Source organism: Bacillus sp. es.034, assembly GCF_002563655.1.
Lineage (GTDB): Bacteria > Bacillota > Bacilli > Bacillales > Bacillaceae_B > Rossellomorea.
The window spans coordinates 1,670,092-1,686,533 of sequence record NZ_PDIY01000001.1 but is presented as its reverse complement, the minus strand read 5'-3'; the positions used below and the strand labels follow the sequence as shown (position 1 = coordinate 1,686,533).

General features: G+C 45.0%; 16 protein-coding genes. 5 read left to right on the top strand and 11 right to left on the bottom strand.

Annotated features, from left to right (window positions below; genetic code table 11):
• Positions 1–177: 177 nt before the first annotated feature.
• From ATG71_RS08485 to ATG71_RS08475, 3 genes are all read left to right on the top strand, one after another.
• Positions 178–1,395: a lactate 2-monooxygenase gene (locus ATG71_RS08485; RefSeq protein ID WP_098439230.1), complete on the top strand. Its 1,218-nt coding sequence runs from the start codon at positions 178–180 to the stop codon at positions 1,393–1,395.
• Positions 1,396–1,504: 109 nt separating this feature from the next.
• Positions 1,505–2,056: a GNAT family N-acetyltransferase gene (locus ATG71_RS08480; protein ID WP_179886497.1), complete on the top strand. Its 552-nt coding sequence runs from the start codon at positions 1,505–1,507 to the stop codon at positions 2,054–2,056.
• A gap of 53 nt (positions 2,057–2,109) precedes the next feature.
• A complete protein-coding gene (locus tag ATG71_RS08475) occupies positions 2,110–3,102 on the top strand; it encodes a potassium channel family protein (RefSeq protein ID WP_098441765.1) in 993 nt (330 codons plus the stop codon).
• On the opposite strand, the gene ATG71_RS08470 is transcribed toward ATG71_RS08475, so the two are convergent.
• The 3 genes from ATG71_RS08470 to ATG71_RS08460 all read right to left on the bottom strand — a co-directional run bounded on the left by ATG71_RS08470 (position 3,095) and on the right by ATG71_RS08460 (position 6,346).
• Positions 3,095–3,502: a YugN-like family protein gene (locus ATG71_RS08470; RefSeq protein ID WP_098439228.1), complete on the bottom strand. Its 408-nt coding sequence runs from the start codon at positions 3,500–3,502 to the stop codon at positions 3,095–3,097. The genes ATG71_RS08475 and ATG71_RS08470 overlap by 8 nt on opposite strands.
• A 93-nt stretch (positions 3,503–3,595) precedes the next feature.
• A complete protein-coding gene (locus ATG71_RS08465) occupies positions 3,596–4,945 on the bottom strand; it encodes a glucose-6-phosphate isomerase (protein WP_098439227.1) in 1,350 nt (449 codons plus the stop codon).
• Positions 4,946–5,182: 237 nt separating this feature from the next.
• Complete coding sequence (locus ATG71_RS08460; protein WP_098439226.1) at positions 5,183–6,346, bottom strand: iron-containing alcohol dehydrogenase; 1,164 nt, start codon at positions 6,344–6,346, stop codon at positions 5,183–5,185.
• A 201-nt stretch (positions 6,347–6,547) separates the two neighbouring features.
• Between ATG71_RS08460 and ATG71_RS08455 the strand changes: the two genes are divergently transcribed.
• A complete protein-coding gene (locus ATG71_RS08455) occupies positions 6,548–6,781 on the top strand; it encodes a DUF378 domain-containing protein (RefSeq protein ID WP_034763863.1) in 234 nt (77 codons plus the stop codon).
• Between the two features lie 47 nt (positions 6,782–6,828).
• Here ATG71_RS08455 and ATG71_RS08450 read toward each other — a convergent pair whose 3' ends face one another.
• The 3 genes from ATG71_RS08450 to ATG71_RS08440 form a co-directional block, all read right to left on the bottom strand.
• Complete coding sequence (locus ATG71_RS08450) at positions 6,829–8,232, bottom strand: aldehyde dehydrogenase (protein WP_098439225.1); 1,404 nt, start codon at positions 8,230–8,232, stop codon at positions 6,829–6,831.
• 200 nt (positions 8,233–8,432) lie between these two features.
• Positions 8,433–9,677, bottom strand: coding sequence for a Glu/Leu/Phe/Val family dehydrogenase (locus tag ATG71_RS08445; protein ID WP_034763858.1), 1,245 nt, complete (start codon positions 9,675–9,677; stop codon positions 8,433–8,435).
• Positions 9,678–9,830: 153 nt separating this feature from the next.
• The gene (locus ATG71_RS08440) at positions 9,831–11,024 is read right to left on the bottom strand and encodes an ornithine--oxo-acid transaminase (RefSeq protein ID WP_098439224.1); all 1,194 of its coding nucleotides are present in this window, start codon (positions 11,022–11,024) and stop codon (positions 9,831–9,833) included.
• Between the two features lie 383 nt (positions 11,025–11,407).
• Between ATG71_RS08440 and ATG71_RS08435 the strand changes: the two genes are divergently transcribed.
• Positions 11,408–12,790: a sigma-54 interaction domain-containing protein gene (locus ATG71_RS08435; protein WP_098439223.1), complete on the top strand. Its 1,383-nt coding sequence runs from the start codon at positions 11,408–11,410 to the stop codon at positions 12,788–12,790.
• Positions 12,791–12,961: 171 nt separating this feature from the next.
• Here the strand turns inward: ATG71_RS08435 and ATG71_RS08430 are convergent, their stop codons facing one another.
• From ATG71_RS08430 to ATG71_RS08415, 5 genes are all read right to left on the bottom strand, one after another.
• A complete protein-coding gene (locus tag ATG71_RS08430) occupies positions 12,962–13,294 on the bottom strand; it encodes a DUF779 domain-containing protein (RefSeq protein ID WP_098439222.1) in 333 nt (110 codons plus the stop codon).
• A 1-nt stretch (position 13,295) separates the two neighbouring features.
• Entirely contained in the window at positions 13,296–14,816 is a 1,521-nt protein-coding gene (adh, locus tag ATG71_RS08425) for an aldehyde dehydrogenase (RefSeq protein WP_098439221.1), read from the bottom strand.
• 274 nt (positions 14,817–15,090) lie between these two features.
• Positions 15,091–15,252: a hypothetical protein gene (locus ATG71_RS23345; protein WP_179886496.1), complete on the bottom strand. Its 162-nt coding sequence runs from the start codon at positions 15,250–15,252 to the stop codon at positions 15,091–15,093.
• A 143-nt stretch (positions 15,253–15,395) separates the two neighbouring features.
• Positions 15,396–15,809 carry a S1 domain-containing post-transcriptional regulator GSP13 gene (yugI, locus tag ATG71_RS08420; protein WP_098439220.1) on the bottom strand — a complete coding sequence of 138 codons (414 nt, stop codon included), beginning with the start codon at positions 15,807–15,809 and terminating at the stop codon, positions 15,396–15,398.
• Positions 15,810–16,140: 331 nt separating this feature from the next.
• The gene (locus ATG71_RS08415; protein ID WP_098439219.1) at positions 16,141–16,428 is read right to left on the bottom strand and encodes a spore morphogenesis/germination protein YwcE; all 288 of its coding nucleotides are present in this window, start codon (positions 16,426–16,428) and stop codon (positions 16,141–16,143) included.
• Positions 16,429–16,442: the final 14 nt, after the last annotated feature.

Genomic DNA, 16,442 nt, shown 5'->3' with positions numbered 1-16,442 from the left:
TTGGGCAGACAAAAGGTTAATGATTCGATGTCAATTTGTTCTTTACTTTAAACGCAATATAGATTGACTTTTCTGAATATAGCGAGTACCATTTTTTTATAATGACAAGCCTGCGAATACATATGCCCTTTTATTGATTCACACATACTCCGGCTGATATGAAAGGAGAAGAATACCATGAATCAGTATGGAAACCATGTACAAAATGAAATCTATCAAAGGAAGGTCCGTCCCTCCATCCCTTTCCGGTTTGAGGAGCTGGAGCAAAAGGCACGGGAAAAGCTTGAGGACGGCCCTTTTTATTATGTGGCAGGAGGTGCCGGAAGCGAAGGGACGATGCGCGCGAACAGAAGTGCCCTTGACCGCTGGCAGATCGTCCCCCGTATGCTGAATAACGTCGAGAACCGCGATCTGAACGTGACGTTATTTGGAGAAACCTACTCGTCCCCCCTCCTCCTTGCACCGATCGGAGTGCAATCCATTGTTCACCCTGATGGGGAGCTGGCGTCTGCCCGCGGGGCGGCATCCATGAATGTCCCGTTCATTGCGAGTTCAGCGTCCACTTACTCCATGGAAGAAATCGCTTCCGTCATGGGGGACTCCAAAAGATGGTTCCAGCTGTATTGGAGTAATGACCTTGAGATTGCAGCCAGTATGCTTAAAAGGGCTGAAGCGTCAGGATACTCCGCTATCGTCGTGACACTTGATGCCCCGATGATGGCCTGGCGTGAATACGACCTTGAAAACGCCTATCTTCCCTTTCTTTCCGGAGAAGGAGTCGGTAATTACGTGAGCGACCCCGTCTTTCGTTCAAGGTTGAAAGAACCCCCTGAAGTGGACCGGAATGCAGCTGCCATCCTCTGGTCCCAAGTGTTCGGCAATGCAAGACTTACATGGGATGACCTGGACTTTCTGCGTGAACATACACGTCTGCCGATCCTCTTGAAAGGCATTCTCCATCCCGACGACGCCAAGCTTGCCGTCGACCGGGGAATGGATGGCATCATCGTTTCCAATCACGGTGGAAGACAGGTCGACGGGGCCATCGGAGCCTTAGACTCCCTTCCGGTGATATGTGAGGTCGTGAACGGCCGTATCCCGGTGCTCTTTGACAGCGGCATCCGGCGTGGAGCCGATGTCGTGAAAGCCATGGCGCTCGGAGCAAGTTCCGTTCTCATCGGCAGACCCTATATGTACGGACTGACCCTGGCAGGTGAACAAGGGGTGAAAGACGTGATCCGGAATATACTGTCCGATCTCGATTTAACATTGGCCCTTTCAGGTCAATCCTCCATTTCCGAATGTGAACCCTCCCTTCTGACGGACGTGAAGGATGGTTCATTTCATTCGAAAAAAGGATGGAACCGACGGCCAACAGCAGGATTCAAGTCATAATGAAGGAGCCTCTGCCCAATTCGGCAGAGGCTTTTATACGTAGATGATTTTGCCCCCCTGCCAAGGGTTTTTCCATGGTATACTTTCTTCTATAAAGGGGTTGATAAATATGGAAAAGTATCCAGTATTTGAAACAGAGAGATTGATTTTAAGACAGATTACAATGGAAGATGTCGATTTTCTTTATGAACTCTATACGTCCGTGGACGTTCTCCGCTATTTCGGCATGAGTCCGATTGAATCGAAAGAAGTGGCGGTCAGCATGGTTGAAAACTATGAAAAGCACCTGGAATCAGGTGGTCCCATGCGTTGGGCCATCGTGGAGAAAAATTCCAACAAGATGATCGGGACATGCGGGTTCCATGGCATTTCGAAAGCTTACAAACGCTGCGAAATCGGATATGACCTGCATCCCGGCCACTGGGGCAAGGGAATTATGGGTGAAGCCCTATCCCCACTACTTCGTTACCTCTTTTCAGAAAAAGGAATGAACCGTATAGGTGCAGTGATCGTTCCGTATAATAAGGCATCATCACGGGTAGTTGAGAAGCTAGGATTCAAGCAGGAAGGTTTGCTGAGGGAATATATCCTTCAGGATGACCACGCATTTGACGCATATATGTATAGTTTGTTAAAGAAAGAATCGCTTTCTGAGTTTTAGAAGAACCTGAAAAGGAAATAATGGTCAGTGCAGATGAAAAAGGAGCTGGTAAAATGGTACAGCAAATGTTTCATGGGTTCTTGCGCTGGCCTTTGGTTATTCGAATATTCACGATCGCCATTACGCTGATGATTTCGTTTGGCACGATCATTCATTTTATAGAGCCCGATACCTTCCCCTCTTTATTTGATGGGATCTGGTGGGCCATCATTACGACCTCCACTGTAGGATATGGAGACTTTGTTCCATTAACATTCGAAGGAAGATTTCTCGGGATTGTCCTGATCCTGGTTGGTGCCGGCTTCCTCTCAACCTATTTCGTCACTCTGGCCGCCGAAACCGTTATGACACAAAACGCCTATCTGGAAGGAAAGGCGACGTTTAAAGGCAGGGATCATGTCATCATCGTGGGCTGGAATGAGCGTGCTCGGGAAGTGATCAATCAATTGACCTCCCTGCATTCCCGGTGTGATATCATTTTGGTTGATGAAACTCTTCAGAAGAACCCTTATAACAATAAATATATCCACTTCGTGAAAGGGACCCCATTCAGGGACTCGATCCTGAAGAAAGTCAATCTTCATGAAGCGTCGATTGCCATCATCACCGCCGATCAAAATAAGGATGAGATGACCTCTGACATGAATTCGGTCCTGACACTCCTTGCCCTCAAAGGAAACCATCCCGAGTTATATACAGTGGTGGAGATCCTTCAAAAGGACCAAGTAGCGAATGCAAAGCGGGCAGGAGCCGATGAAGTCATCCAGACGAATTTGCAAACCAGCTTTGTGATGATGAACAGTATCATATCCCAAGGTATGTCTAAAACGATCTTAAAGCTTTTGAATCACCTGAAAGGAAATAATCTGAAGCTGATCCCTGTTGCAGAAGAGTACATCAATGAGGACTTCCACTCTCTTAGTGGACATCTACTTAAGAACAACATCATCCTTCTGGGCATAAAAAAAGGAGAAAACACAACAGTGAATCCTCCTTTAACGACGATTGTTGAAGCATCAGACGAACTTTTTGTGATTTCTAACTAGAAAACAGGGTGCTCTCGAGTTCTTTCACAAGTTCCTTCCCAACAGCAATGTACTTTTCAGGAAAACTTGCATCGGGATCCTGTGGCTCTGAAAATTGATTGACAGAACCTGAAAAGTTCCCTGTCGACGCAAAATCGTCCAGACCAATCTGATACTTATGAGAAAGAAGGAACGGTTTACCGAATTCAACGGTAGCCCCCCTTGAGTCCAGCTGACCGTCCACCGAGGTGAACGGCACTCTTAAAAATTGATACCCGACCTCGTCATCAATTTTATAATCGAAGTAGCCGTGATCGTAATCCCAGTTACCGCCGATCGAATATCCAAGCGGCTTTAGTAGCTGTTCCAGTTTATATAGTTGATAATGCTGTCCTTCAATGCTCGATGAAAGCTCAATCACGTGGATGCATCCCCTTTCTTTTAGGGATAGTTTCTCCTAAAAGAAAAGAAAAATGTAAAAAGAGCACTGAGATTTACTCAGTGCTCTTTTTCATTATTTCAGACGTTTTTCAAGCTCGGCTTTCTTTTCTTCAAAGCCTGGTTTTCCTAGAAGGGCGAACATATTTACTTTATATGCTTCCACTCCCGGCTGATCGAAAGGATTCACACCAAGAAGATATCCACTCATGGCACATGCTTTCTCGAAGAAGTACACAAGGTAACCGAATGTGTAGGCATCCATAGCAGGAATCTCCACAATCAGGTTAGGTACCCCTCCATCTGTATGGGCAAGCAGTGTACCTTCAAATGCTTTATTGTTCACGAAGTCCACCGTTTCACCAGCAAGATAGTTCAATCCATCCAGGTCACTGTCGGCTTTCTCGATTTTCAGCTCATGACGGGGCTCTGAAACCTTGATGACGGTTTCGAAAATGTCACGGCGCCCTTCCTGAACATATTGTCCAAGAGAATGAAGATCTGTCGAGAAGTTCGCAGAAGAAGGATAAATGCCTTTTTGGTCTTTTCCTTCACTTTCACCGAACAGCTGCTTCCACCATTCAGCAAAGTACTGTAATCCCGGCTCATAGTTGATGAGCATTTCGATTGTCTTTCCTTTGTTGTAAAGAGCGTTACGAACCGCAGCATATTGATAGGCAGGGTTTTCTGTCAGCTCGGATTTACCGAAATCTTCACGTGCCTGTGCCGCACCGTTCATCATCGTTTCGATCTCCACTCCGCTGACGGCAATCGGCAGCAACCCTACTGCTGTCAGGACAGAATAGCGTCCTCCGATATCATCAGGAACGACGAATGTTTCATAGCCTTCGTCCGTTGCCAGTGTCTTCAGGGCTCCCTTTGATTTATCCGTAGTGGCATAAATACGCTTGCGTGCTTCTTCCACTCCGTATTTTTCTTCCAACATATTACGGAAGATACGGAAAGCAAGGGCAGGTTCTGTCGTTGTTCCGGACTTTGAGATCACATTGATGGAGAAATCTTTTCCATCAAGAAGATCCATTAAGTCTCTCATGTATGTGGAGCTGATATTTTGTCCAACGAATAACACTTGTGGAGTGGAACGCTTATCTTTCGGAAGGGCATTGTAGAAACTGTGATTCAGCATTTCAATCGCTGCACGCGCCCCGAGGTAAGATCCACCGATTCCAATCACAAGAAGGATATCTGAATCATTCTTGATTTTCTCCGCTGATTTCTGAATGCGTGAAAATTCTTCTTTGTCGTAATCCACAGGAAGGTCGATCCAACCCAGGAAGTCGCTCCCGGCACCTGTTTGTTCATGAAGTGAATGATGGGCAACCTTAACCGCATCACTTAAGTATGTAAGTTCGTGTTCTCCAAAAAACGATAACGCTTTTGAATAATCAAAACGAATGTGTGTCATAACCATCCTCCGATTAAAATATTTTCTTCTATCTCACTTTATCGAAAGCTGACCCGAGAATCAAGAAAGCTCCCTCTATGTAAGCGTGTGCATGATAAAATTTTTATTTATGCCTAGCCTCACCTGTTTATGTTCCCCTAATTACTGGGAAGAAAACACGATATTTTTGGAATCTGCCGATGTAAACAAAAAAGAGGGAAGGACCTCGTTCATCAAGGTCCGTCCCTCTCCATTACATTATAGAGATGCTCTTAAAATCGCAAGAACGTCGTCTTTGTTCAGTTTGTTGAAGTTACCGAACTCTCCGTTCACCATTGCTTTGTCCGCCATAAGGTCGATCTGGCTATCATCGATGTCATAGTCCGCCAGGCGTGTTGGAGCACCCAGGCTTGACCAGAATTCACGAAGCTTATCAATTCCTTCAAGGGCTACTTCTTCTTCCGATTTACCTGCTGGGTCGACGTTGAATACACGTTCAGCCATTTGGGCAAATCGTGATGGATTCACATTCAGGTTATGCTTCATCCAGTTCGGGAACAGGATTGCAAGTCCACCTGCATGCGGGATGTCATATACAGCTGATACAGCATGCTCGATGTTATGGCTTGCCCAGTCACCGTTATAACCCATTTGCAGCATTCCATTAAGGGCAATCGTACCGGAGTACAGAATCGTCTCACGAAGCTCATAGTTTTCCAGATCATTGATCAGCTTCGGAGCTGTTTCGATCACTGTTTTCAGAACAGATTCACACATGCGGTCTTGAAGCGGTGTGTTTGTCGCATTATTGAAATACTGTTCAAACACGTGACTCATCATGTCCACCATGCCATAGATGGTATGATCCTTTGGTACGGTAAACGTATTTTCCGGATCCAGGATGGAGAATTGAGGGAATGTCACCGGGCTTCCCCAACCATATTTTTCATTTGTTTCCCAGTTTGTGATAACCGATCCGGCATTCATTTCAGAACCCGTCGCAGCCAAAGTAAGAACCGTTCCGAATGGAAGGGCTTCTTTCGCGAAGGATTTCTTTGTTACTAGATCCCAAGCGTCTCCATCATATTTTGCTCCTGCAGCGATGGCTTTCGTACAATCGATGACGCTTCCGCCGCCGACGGCCAGGATAAAGTCGATATTCTTCTCTTTCGCGATTTCTACTCCTCGTCTAACTGTAGAAAGACGTGGATTCGGCTCAACTCCGGATAATTCATGTACTTCACTGTCAGTCCCTTTCAGCACTGACATCACTTGATCGTATAGTCCGTTACGCTTGATGCTTCCCCCGCCGTAAACGACAAGCACCTTTTTACCATATTGAGGCACCAATTCTTTCAATTGTTCTACTTGTCCTTTACCAAAAATTAATTTAGTCGGATTGTAAAATGTAAAGTCATTCATTATTTGCTACCTCCTTCTATTCTGTAAGGGCCGAATTATTTCGTTACCCAAAATGTTCTTAGCACATTTTCTATTATCGAATATATCATCCCCAAATTGCAAAGAACTTGCACAAGGAAATTTTACTATAGGCAGTATGAATAGGAATGGGCTTTGGGGGAAACTTATGAATGAGCCATTGAATTAAAGGAGGAAAACAACATGAGTGGTATTCAGCGTATTGCTTTGGTGCTTACGATCATTGGTGCTATCAACTGGGGACTTATCGGTTTCTTTCAATTTGATCTTGTAGCAGCCATCTTTGGCGGACAAGATGCGGCTCTATCCCGGATCGTTTACGGTTTAGTCGGGATTGCCGGCCTCATCAACCTTGGTCTCTTGTTCAAACCGACGGAAGAGCTTGAAAGAGAACCGCATACAGAGCCGACAAGATAATATAAGAACCTCAACTAAAAAGGTGACCCAGCCCGGGTCACCTTTTATCATTTCAATAACTTCTTGATGATCCTCATGCCGAATCGCCCACTTGGATAACGGAAGCTCATATCGAACTTCGTCGTCTGTTTCAAGATGCTCTTATAATGGGAGAAGGTCGAAAAGCTCGATTCCCCGTGATAATTTCCGATTCCGCTCTCCCCTACCCCGCCGAAAGGAAGATAAGGCGTGACGATGTGCATGAGCGTATCATTCACACATCCGCCCCCGTAGGAAATCGATCCGTTGATCCTCTCTTCAGTAACAGGATTGCTGGTGAACAAATAAAGGGCAAGGGGTTTCGGACGTTCGGTCACAAACTCGATGACTTCATTCAGGTCCTCATACTCGATGACAGGAAAAACAGGGCCGAAAATCTCATCCTTCATCACCGGTACGGAAAAATCCCTTGGTTCCATTAAGGTCGGTTCGATTTTTAAGCTCCCGGGATCTGTATTTCCACCTAAAAGGATCTCCCCGTCTTCCAGATAGCTTGTCAGACGATTGAAATGACGCTCGTTGACAATCCGTCCGAATTTTTCGCTTTTCAAAGGCTCAGTCCCATAAAACTCAATCACCGTTTTCTTAAATTCAGTGATGAATTCATCTTTCTTGCTTTTATGAATAAATAAATAATCCGGTGCGATGCAAGTCTGCCCTGCATTTGTCACCTTTCCGAAAGCAATACGCTTCGCGGCAAGGGGAATATCAGCGGTTTCATCGACGATACACGGGCTTTTCCCGCCCAATTCAAGGGTTACCGGGATCAACTGCTTGGCCGCGGCTTCCATGACCACTTTCCCGACAGGCACACTTCCGGTGAAAAAAATATATTCAAAGGGCTGTTTGAGAAGATTTTGGGTCGTCTCCACACCGCCCTCTATGACGAACAACTGCCTTGGATCAAAATGTGTGTTGATCATTTGAGCGAGTAATGCAGAAGTCGTCGGGGTGAGCTCCGACGGTTTGATGATCGCCGTATTCCCCGCAGCAATCGCTCCGATGACCGGCGCCAGGGCAAGCTGAACCGGATAATTCCACGGTGCGATGATCAAGGTGACTCCGTATGGCTCCGGCACAGTATAGGACTTCGATCCAATATGGGTTTTCGCCGTTTTCATTTTTTTCGGTTCTGCCCACTCATCGATATTCTTAAGGACGAATCGAATCTCCTCCAGAAGGATGCCGATTTCCGTCGTGTACGCTTCCATCTCGGATTTATTCAAGTCTTTATTCAGGGCACTGATGATTTCTGTTTCATGATTTTTTATGACGGTGGAGAATTTTTCTAACAATTCTTTTCTGTATTGAAGGGGACGGGTCACCCCGGACTTAAAAAATTGCTTATGCTGTTGAAGGCTTGCTTCTATCGCCTCGAGAGAAGCTTCCTCTATGAACAATTCAGTAGACATTTGTTTCCCTCCGAATCTTTAATGTTTATAAGTTTAAACATAAGAACAAAAATTTCAAGAGCAATGCGCATTTTCAGTGATTTTACCCTAAACCACCGCTTCCTAATCATTTCTACATTCATTTCGGGAACTCCTTTAAATAAAATAAAAGAACGTATCTCATATAAAATGAGAATACGTTCTTCTTATTTATGCGATCGTTACACCCAACCTCTAAATCTTGAGGCTTCAGCCATTTTGCGTGCGCCGACCATGTATGCGGCTAGTCGCATATTCACTCGACGATTCTGAGATGTTTCGTATACATTGTTGAAAGCTTCGACAAGTTTAGCATAAAGCTTCTCGTTTACTTCTTCTTCTGTCCAGTAGTACCCTTGATTGTTCTGAACCCATTCGAAATAAGAAACCGTTACCCCTCCGGCACTGGCAAGTACGTCCGGAACCAGGAGGATCCCTCTTTCTGACAGGATTCGTGTTGCTTCGAAGGTAGTAGGACCGTTTGCAGCTTCTACCACAATGGATGCTTTAATATCATAGACATTGTCTTCCGTGATCTGATTTGAAATCGCTGCAGGTACAAGGATGTCACACTCGAGTTCCAGCAGTTCCTTATTTGAAATCGTGTTTTCAAATAAAGTCGTTACGGTACCGAAGCTGTCCCTGCGATCCAACAGATAATCAATATCCAAACCAGCCGGATCATGAAGAGCTCCATGGGCATCGGAAATCGCGATGACCTTTGCACCGGCATCATTCATGAATTTTGCAAGGAAGCTTCCGGCATTACCGAATCCCTGGATGACGACGCGTGCACCTTTAATATCGATGCCGCGTTTCTTTGCTGCTTGTTCGATACAGATGGTCACACCTTGAGCCGTTGCTTTTTCACGACCTTGGGAACCACCAAGGACGATCGGTTTTCCCGTAATGAATCCCGGTGAGTCATTTTCACGGAGACGGCTGTATTCATCCATCATCCAAGCCATGATCTGAGAGTTTGTGTACACATCAGGTGCCGGGATATCCTTTGTCGGCCCAACGATTTGACTGATGGCACGTACGTAGCCGCGGCTGAGTTTCTCAAGTTCAGTGAAGGACATCGTGCGCGGATCACAGATGATGCCGCCTTTTCCTCCACCATAAGGCAGATCCACAATTCCGCACTTCAAGCTCATCCACATGGACAAAGCCTTGACTTCCTCTTCATCCACTTCAGGATGGAATCTTACGCCACCCTTTGTTGGACCTACTGCATCGTTATGTTGTGCACGGTAGCCTGTAAATACTTTGATACTGCCATCGTCCATTCGAACCGGGATCCGGACGGTCAACATACGAATCGGCTCTTTCAGAAGTTCATACATTTCTTCCGTATATCCAAGCTTCGATAAAGCATCATTAATGACATGCTGTGTAGAAGTAAACAGATTAAGGTTTTCTCCCATTGTAAACATTCGCCTCTTTATTATGTGATCTGAAACGTTGTTATTGTAACACATTACCGTATCTTAAACCATTGACTTGGGAAAGAAATAATTTTTATTTTCAAGCGTTTTCAAGGCTATTCAAGAAAAAAACTTCTCAGTCCGCCTATTCTATCAAGACAGTACTTTTTTGATTCTTTCGATGGCCCAATCGAGGTCTTCTTGTGAGATGACCAGCGGCGGGGCAAAACGGATGACTGTATCATGCGTTTCTTTACAAAGCAGTCCTTCTTCTTTCAGTTGTTCACAGTATTTGCGGGCCGGTTCTGTCAATTCCACCCCGATAAATAATCCGCTTCCACGAACTTCCTTAATCATAGGATTATCTATCTCACGAAGTTTACTCATAAAGTATTCTCCCATTTGAAGGGAACGGCCAGCAAGATCTTCATCGATCAATACATCTAGGGACGCTACAGAAACCGCACATGCCATCGGATTCCCACCGAACGTCGAGCCATGGGAACCTGGATTGAATACGCCAAGCACTTCTTCATCTGCAACCACACATGAAATCGGGAATACTCCCCCTCCCAGTGCTTTTCCAAGGATGTACATATCAGGATTGACATCTTCCCACTCACATGCAAACATTTTTCCGGAACGGGCCAGCCCTGCCTGGATTTCATCTGCAATGAAAAGGACATTATTCTCCTTACACAATTCATAAGCCGCTTTCAGGAATCCTTTTGGAGGGAATACGATTCCTGCTTCCCCTTGGATCGGTTCGATGAGGAACGCCGCTGTGTTTGGTGTGATCGCTTCTTTCAATGCGTCCAGATCCCCGTAAGGAATCAGGTTGATTCCCGGAAGCATCGGACCGAAGCCCCGCTTGTATTCCTCTTCTGAAGAAAGGGACACAGCTGTCATCGTCCTGCCGTGGAAGTTTCCGTTACAAGCGATGATTTCAGCGCTGTTTTCAGCAACACCCTTCACATCATACGCCCAGCGGCGAGCCGTCTTGATCGCCGTTTCCACAGCTTCGGCACCTGTATTCATCGGAAGAGCCATGTCTTTACCCGTCAGCTTACAGATTCTCTCATACCAAGGTGCCAATTGATCATTATGGAACGCACGTGACGTCAGTGTCACACGGTCTGCCTGATCTTTCAACGCCTGGATGATCTTGGGATGACGATGTCCCTGGTTGACCGCTGAATAGGCGCTGAGCATATCCATATACTTATTGCCTTCAGGATCCTTCACCCATACACCTTCCGCTTCTGAAATAACGATGGGAAGTGGAAGATAATTTTTGGCACCATACTTTTCTGTTTGTTCAATGATCGAATGCGTACTTACTGTCATACTGATTCCTCCTTACCTATTTTAAACCTTTATCTTTTTTATAAAAGGATGGAGCCCCTGTATTCAAAGGCCCCTCCCGTTTTCACTCTTTGCGTGTTACTGTTGTTGTTTTCACTTGAAGGTGAAGCAGAAAATCATCCGGTCTGCCCCCTTAAAGAAAGATTGTATTTATCTTCCTCCTCAAGCATGCAAAAAAAATTTGCATTTCGAAAACCCTTACATTTATAATAATGCAAAAGATAGTTGCGTTTTTCAAGAGTTTTTTTAAAATTTTTTATCATTCCACTCTTTTTGCGATTCCCGATGAGATGGGGGCTTGATTTCATCCGTGTCAGTAAGGGAAATAAATAAGAACAATAGATTTATAAGAGGAGAGAAACAGCATGTTGGAATCCGAAAAACGATTGTATATGTATGAAAAAGTCGCTGAACATCTCGAATCAGGCGTCCATGTCATCGATTCTGCCGGGAGAACCATCATCTACAATCGCAAGATGCGTGAAATCGAAGGAATGGACATTGAAGACGTCCTCGATAAAAATCTGCTGGATGTTTTTCAATTTCACTCCGAGGAAGAAAGCACCCTTTTAAAGGTGCTGAAAACAAATAAACCTACCCTCAATGTCAAGCAGACTTACTTTAATATGAACGGAATCGAAATCACGACGATGAATGACACGTTCCCGATTTTTCTCGATGAAGTGTTGATCGGAGCCATCGAAATTGCCAGGGACATCACCAAACTCGAGAAGGTGATGAGGGATCATATACATAAAAAGCCCAGCAGCTTCTTCACATTCGACAGCATCATAGGGCATCATCCTCGTCTCGAGGACGCTGTCGAAACAGGGAAACAGGCGACGCGGACCTCTTACCCTGTCTTGATCTGCGGCGAAATCGGGACCGGAAAGGAACTGTTCGCCCAAAGCATCCACAACGACAGCGCCCGTGCCAACCGTCCCTTCATCACCCAGAATTGCTCTTCTCTGCGTGATGACATGCTTGAAGAAATTCTTTTTCACGACATGAGTGAGGGGAAAGACCCTGAACATCACCGCCCCTCTCTCTTCCGACAGGCACAGGGAGGGACTCTCCTCCTCGACGAAATCAACTCATTAACCCCTTCCCTTCAAGAGAAACTGTTAAACTTCCTCTCAAGAGGGACGGACCTTCCATTTGACGTCAGGGTGATGGCAACGGTTAATGAGGATCCGATCGACGCCATTGCAGAAGGGCGGTTATTGAAGGACCTGTATTATCGTCTGAGCATCGTGTCCGTTTTCATTCCTTCTCTCCGTTCGAGAAAAGAAGATCTGCCCCAGCTTGTGGATTATTTCATTAACCAGTTCAACCATCATTTTGCCATGAATATCAAGGGGATATCCGACGAAGTGCGGGAGATTTTCCAACAGTATGACTGGCCGGGGAATGTACGGGAGCTTGAGCATGTCATGGAAGGGGCATTCAACCTCGTAGGGTTTGAGGAAAAAATTGGATACAAGCATCTGCCTTTCGGATTCAGGCAGAGGATCCAACATAGCGTGACAGATGATGAAAGCCAGGATGGATCGGAATTCCTCTATCAATCAGGCACGGAAATCAAGCCGTTGGAGATTTTCATAGAGGAAGCCGAAACCTATTATATTCAGAAGGCATTGAAATACCATGACTTCAATATCACCAAGACCGCGAAATCACTGGGTATGAGCAGACAGAATCTACAGTACCGGATACGGAAATACGGGATCGAGCGGAATTCGTTTTGATTGGTTGGAGACCGCTTTCTCTTTTTAAGGAAGTGGTTTTTTTGTTGGGTTGTAAAGTGGCGGTTGGCGTTGTTTGGCGGCGGTGAAATTTGACGTTTTATGTAGGACGGTTGATACTTCTCAAAAAAAAGAGACAACCTGTAAAACAGGCTGCCTCTAAAAATGTACATTTTAAACCTTCATCAATTTAGAATCTGTAATGAATCGTACGCCTTCCGTGGATTCCAGGGAGAATACTCCCCCTCTGCCTTCCCTCACATCCAATATGATCCGGAAATGCTTCCAATATTCATATTGCTGCTCGTTCATATAGAAAGGACAGTCGGCTACAGTACCTACCAATACATCACTGTCACCGATGATCAGATCATCTTGACTCAAACACATAGGGGAACTGCCATCACAACATCCACCGGACTGATGAAACAAGAGGGCACCATGCTTTCCCTTTAACGTTTCGATCAGCTGGAGGGCTTGTTCTGTCGCCTCTAGTCGCTGTTCCATTTTAGAAGAATCCTAACGCTTTGGGGCTATAGCTGACTAGTAAATTCTTCGTTTGTTGATAGTGTGACAGCATCATTTTATGATTTTCACGACCGATTCCGGACATTTTGTAGCCACCGAATGCTGCATGTGCCGGATATTGGTGGTAGCAGTTGGTCCATACGCGTCCTGCCTGAACTTCCCTTCCGAAACGGTAAGCCGTGTTCATGTCACGCGTCCACACACCCGCACCAAGACCATAAAGAGTGTCGTTGGCGATTTCAAGGGCTTCTTCCTTCGTCTTGAACGTCGTCACGGAAACAACAGGCCCAAAGATTTCTTCCTGGAAAATACGCATTTTATTGTCGCCCTTGAAAACGGTCGGCTTCACGTAGAATCCTGCTTCATGATCGCCTTCGAGTTTATTCTGCTCTCCACCGATCAATACTTCTGCCCCTTCTTCTTTTCCGATTTCAATATAAGAAAGGATTTTATCCAATTGCTCCTGAGAAGCCTGGGCACCAAGCATCGTGTCCGTATCCAGCGGATTCCCCTGCTTGATTTGTTTCACCCGCTCAATCGCACGCTCCATGAACTTATCGTAGATGGATTCCTGGATCAGGGCTCTTGAAGGACAGGTACACACTTCTCCTTGATTCAGGGCAAACATGACGAACCCTTCGACTGCTTTATCAAGGAAGTCATCATCCTGATCCATAACATCCTCAAAGAAGATATTAGGTGATTTCCCACCAAGCTCCAATGTAACAGGAATGATGTTTTGTGAAGCATATTGCATGATCAGGCGGCCGGTTGTCGTTTCACCCGTGAAGGCCACTTTCCCAACGCGCTTGCTTTGTGCAAGTGGCTTACCTGCTTCCACTCCAAATCCCTGTACCACATTCAGAACACCTTTTGGCAGCAGGTCTTCAATCAGTTCAACCAGTACCATGATGGACGCAGGCGTCTGCTCTGCCGGCTTCAGTACAACACAGTTTCCTGCAGCAAGGGCAGGTGCGATCTTCCATACCGCCATCAGGATCGGGAAATTCCAAGGAATGATCTGGGCCACAACCCCGATCGGCTCATGGAAGTGATAAGAAACCGTATCGTTATCGATTTCTCCAAGTGATCCTTCCTGGCCTCTAATGCATCCTGCGAAGTAGCGGAAATGATCGACCGCGAGCGGTAAGTCAGCAGCCATCGTTTCACGGACCGGCTTCCCGTTATCCCATGTTTCAGCTACCGCAAGCATTTCAAGATTCTCTTCCATGCGATCGGCGATTTTGTTCAGGATATTGGCTCTTTCTGCTACAGACGTTTTCCCCCATGCGTCTTTCGCAGCATGAGCCGCGTCCAATGCCTTTTCTACGTCGTCTTTATTTGAACGGGCGATTTTGGTGAATACTTGGCCCGTTACAGGAGATACATTTTCAAAATATTCCCCGCTTGCAGGCGGAACATATTCCCCACCGATAAAGTTCTCATACTTGTCTTTGAATTGGACCAACGAACCTTCTGTATTCGGATTATTATAAAGCATCTAAGTTCCTCCCGATTTTATGTATTTTTATTTAGTTAAGCGCTTTCATTTTTCATTATATGTCATTTAGGAGGTACGGACAAGTATATTGTTGTAAAATTCTTTATTTTTCGTTAATTTATGATGAATCCTCTCATCATATGACAACGTTCATATAAAAAAAGATGATCCCAACATTTTGAGGACCATCTTACTTGTCACTATCTAATTTGCTTACTATATATTTTCGAGGTCACAATATCTTCATCTGACATGAGGTGCCCGTGACTTTTCTTTAAAGCATCTCGTTTTCAATCAAAAGGACAGTTCCTCCCATATCAATCCCATCAAGTGTATAGGTTATCGCATTATTTAAGTAACATTCTCTATCTTGATAGGCATAAAGAACGTGAGGGCATTCATCCCAGGCTATTAGATCACTGATTTTCTCTTTCAATTCCTGCCACCTTCCCTATTCACCTTCTGTAATACTTTTTCGATACGATATAGGTAAAACCTCTATTATAAAAGAAATTAACTGGAGTGTAAAAAAACAAAAAAAGACTGCCTAACGAATGGACAGTCTTTTACCTGGTACTATTATTTCTTGATTAGATCTTGACGTTCTGATTGCTCAATCCACTCTTCAAGCTTGTCCTTAAGAGTGTTGAAACCTGCTGGAGTTGTTTCTTCAGTTGCTTGTTTCACACTTCCTTGACCTTGACGGCGAGGCTTTTTCGCTGCTGCCGGCTTCGCTTGTTGAGCAGGAGCTTCTTCTGTAGCACGGATAGAAAGGCTGATTTTACCAGCTGCTTCGTCCACTGATAATACTTTAACCTTTACTTCGTCGCCTACTGAAAGGTGCTCACTAACGTCTTTAACAAATCCGTGAGTGATTTCAGAGATATGAACTAATCCTTGAGTTTCTTCGTCAAGTGCAACGAATGCACCGTATGGTTGAATGCCTGTAACTTTACCTGTTACAACAGTTCCTGTTTCGAATTTTGTAGTCATGGTAACACTCCTAGTATATATATTATTTTTCGTCTTTACACGCAATTGTAGATTATATCATAGAATCGCGAATTCAGCAAAGGGATTTTCTTTACCCTCATTCATATACATCCTACAATCCGTCTATATTTGCTTTCTCACTAGTTATGCTTCCCAATAATTCATTTTATTAAAACAGAGTGAAACCGGTGCGTTGCGGTGCCTTTTGTTTTAGTTGCAGGATGTTCCAATACCTCTCTCCTTCTATTATATATTTTCAGTCTTCCGTCCGATTACATGAAATCATCCTCAGTGCAAAAAAAAAGCCCAACCCAATGAAATACGGGTCAGACTAAAAGTTCTTGACAGTCGTCGATTTTTTCTTTCTTTGCTTTTGGATAAATGGAACGGCATATAACATGAAGGCTGCGATATGTGCGAATGCAAGATTAGCCACGAACAGACTCCATAGGGTTACATGTCCCCATCCTCCGAGTTCCGGTACCGCTACATAATAGATAAACACTGACCATAAGGCTATAACAAATGGGATGTGAAGGACCGCCCATTTACGATGTTCGACCCAAAGAAAAAGTGGAGTTGCCGTTGCGACGAATAGGTATACTAGAAAGACATCCATTTCAATTCCTCCAT